General features: G+C 36.8%; 2 protein-coding genes. Both read left to right on the plus strand.

What is annotated here, in order from left to right:
• The first annotated feature begins 285 nt into the window (after positions 1–285).
• A complete protein-coding gene (gene proB / locus GSA01S_RS09830; protein ID WP_066127121.1) occupies positions 286–1,365 on the plus strand; it encodes a glutamate 5-kinase in 1,080 nt (359 codons plus the stop codon).
• An 11-nt stretch (positions 1,366–1,376) separates the two neighbouring features.
• A complete protein-coding gene (locus GSA01S_RS09835; RefSeq protein ID WP_066127123.1) occupies positions 1,377–2,615 on the plus strand; it encodes a glutamate-5-semialdehyde dehydrogenase in 1,239 nt (412 codons plus the stop codon).
• Positions 2,616–2,949 lie beyond the last annotated feature (334 nt).

The following is a 2,949-nucleotide window of genomic DNA, read 5'->3' on the forward strand; positions in this document are numbered from 1 at the left end:
AATTTTAGAACTTTCAAAAAATAAAAAGTATAGATGATTCTAAATCAAATCCAATAGAAAATATTAAAGAGCATAGATGATTCTAAATCAAATCCAATAGAAAAAATTAAAGACTATATGGTTAGTTATAGCGCCATCCTATTTATCGTTCTATTTATCTTTATCATTAGTCTAGCGATTGACAAGCTTTCGCTGCTACTCCCATTTAATTAAAAATGACGTAAAATATTGTAATTATCTTTAAAATGGGGTAAGTTAAGAATAATAAGAAAAGGAGCCATTGATATGAAACAACCTTTAATCGTTTATAAAGTAGGTACTTCCTCATTAACACAATCGGATGGCAGTATCGATATTCAAAAAATAATTAATATAACAGACCAATTAGCCACATTGCATCAACAAGGTTATCAGTTGGTATTAGTGACTTCCGGCTCCATTGCGGCTGGTTTTAGAAGACTAGGTTTTTCAAAACGACCTACTCGTATTGCAGAAAAACAAGCTAGTGCCGCTGTTGGACAAGGTTTATTAATTGAAGAATATACTAAATATTTATTAAAGCATCAAATTGTCAGCGCACAAGTTTTACTGACACAAGATGACTTTGCTGATCAAAGACGTTATCGTAATGCCGCTAATGCTTTACAAGTTTTAATTTCTAACCAAGTCATTCCCATCATCAATGAAAATGACACCATCGCTGTAGAAGAAATTAAAGTAGGTGACAATGACACGCTTTCTGCTCAAGTCGCTTCTTTACTAAAAGCTGATTTATTAGTGCTCTTAACCGATGTCGATGGCCTCTATTCCGATAATCCAGTGAAAAATCCACAAGCAACATTTTTCGAACGCATTAACGAGATTACCCCTGAATTATTTAAAATGGCTGGCGACGCAGGTACCAATAATGGAACAGGTGGCATGACAACTAAACTGATTGCCGCTAGTTTAGCAACCAAAGCCGGTACACCCGTTTTTATCTGTTCCTCTACCAATCCGAATGCCATTGTAGAAGCTGCTACTCAATCCAATAAAGGAACACTTTTTATTGCCAATGAAGATATTATGGCTCAAAAGAAACAATGGTTATCCTTTTATGCGCGTACTAATGGCAGTATTAACATTGATGCTGGTGCTGAATATGCGATGCTTCACACCGGAAGTAGTTTATTATTAACCGGGATTACAAAAGTTCAGGATTCTTTTCAAGCGGGAGATATTATTTCCGTTTATAGCTTGGACGGTCAACATCTAATCGGCAAAGGTCAGACGCGTTTTTCTCATCGTGAAATTAAAGATAAATTATCTACCAAACAAAATAATGACATTGTGATTCATCGCGATGATTGGGTCACCATTAATTAGGAGGTCTTAAAATGAAAACTACTCAAACCATTTTACAAACCGCAAAAGAAGTGAAAGCTTCGATCAATTTTGCCACTACTGTTCAAAAAAATGAAGTCTTAACCGCAATGGCAGCAGAATTATTAAAAGCAACCCCAAACATTTTAGCAGCGAATGCTGAGGATTTAGCACAAGCTAAAGGTCAAATTGCTGATATTATGCTTGACCGCTTAATGCTGAACGAAGCACGTATTGAAGACATGGCCGCCGGTATTTTAGCGGTAAAAACATTAAAAGATCCTGTCGGAAGAGTCTTAGAGGAAAGAACCTTGGAAAACGGCCTGGAACTCACCAAACGTTCAGTTCCCTTTGGTGTTTTAGGTATGATTTATGAAAGTCGTCCAAATGTAACAGCGGATGTTGCTGCCTTAGCAGTTAAAAGTGGCAACGCCGTTGTCCTTCGTGGCGGTAAAGAAGCTTATCGTAGTTCAAAAGCAATATGCGATGCTTTAAGACAAGGAATTAAACTAGCAGGATTAAATCCAGATATTGTCCAATTAATTGAAGATACTACTAGAGCAAGTTCAAAAGAAATGATGAAAGCTAAAGGCTACATTGATTTACTTATACCACGTGGTGGCGCAGGGTTAATTCAAACTGTGATGCAAGAAGCAACTGTTCCGGTCATCGAAACAGGTACCGGAATTTGTCATATTTATGTCGATCAAACTAGCGATATTACCCAAGCCATAAAGGTGATTGATAACGCCAAGACCAGTCGCCCTTCTGTTTGTAACTCAGCTGAAGTCTTGTTAGTACACCAAGCTATTGCTGAAGAATTGCTGACTCAATTAGCGACTGCTTTCCAAGACCGTGTTGAATTACGTGCAGATGAGCGAGCACTATCTTATTTACCTCAAGCGACATTAGCTAATGACGATGATTTTGCGACTGAATTTTTAGATTATATTATGGCTATCAAGGTTGTCGATTCTGTTGATGAAGCCATTGAGCACATCAATCAACACTCGACGGGACATAGCGAAAGTATTTTGAGTGATGATCCCATTGCCATTATGAAATTTACTGAACAAGTCGATAGTTCATCAATCTATGTCAATGCTTCCACACGCTTTACCGACGGCGGTGAGTTTGGGCTTGGTTGTGAAATTGGTATTTCCACTCAAAAAATGCACGCGCGTGGCCCAATGGGCTTAAGAGAATTGACCAGTTACAAATATATATTGAAAGGTAATCATACGATTCGTTAATCAATCGAAAACAAAAACCCCAACACGAACCATTCTTCACTCTGTCTTGCTTAAATCCAAAATTAGATTTAAGACATCGATAGTGACTTGGTTAATGTTGGGGCTTTATTTTTTATTATGTTAATCGCTTCTGTTTTACTCAAAACTGAACACAAACAGAGCTTGGAACGGGGTTATTTTTATTATGTTGATCGCTTTAATTTAATGTATTTGATTATAACAATTAGTTATCATAAAACATCATGGGTTGGACTTTTTATCATACCCCGTTGGACTTTGAATTAGTTGTCATTAAAATTCGTGAGTTGGACTTTGAACTAGTAATAATAAAAAA

Origin of the sequence: Globicatella sanguinis NBRC 15551 (assembly GCF_001552295.1) — a bacterium.
In the GTDB taxonomy this organism is placed as follows: domain Bacteria; phylum Bacillota; class Bacilli; order Lactobacillales; family Aerococcaceae; genus Globicatella; species Globicatella sanguinis.

Bases quoted from the DNA above. Each gene is read 5' to 3' on its own strand.
- proB (WP_066127121.1), top strand. From the start codon at position 286: ATGAAACAACCTTTAATCGTTTATAAAGTAGGTACTTCCTCATTAACA.
- GSA01S_RS09835 (WP_066127123.1), top strand. From the start codon at position 1,377: ATGAAAACTACTCAAACCATTTTACAAACCGCAAAAGAAGTGAAAGCT.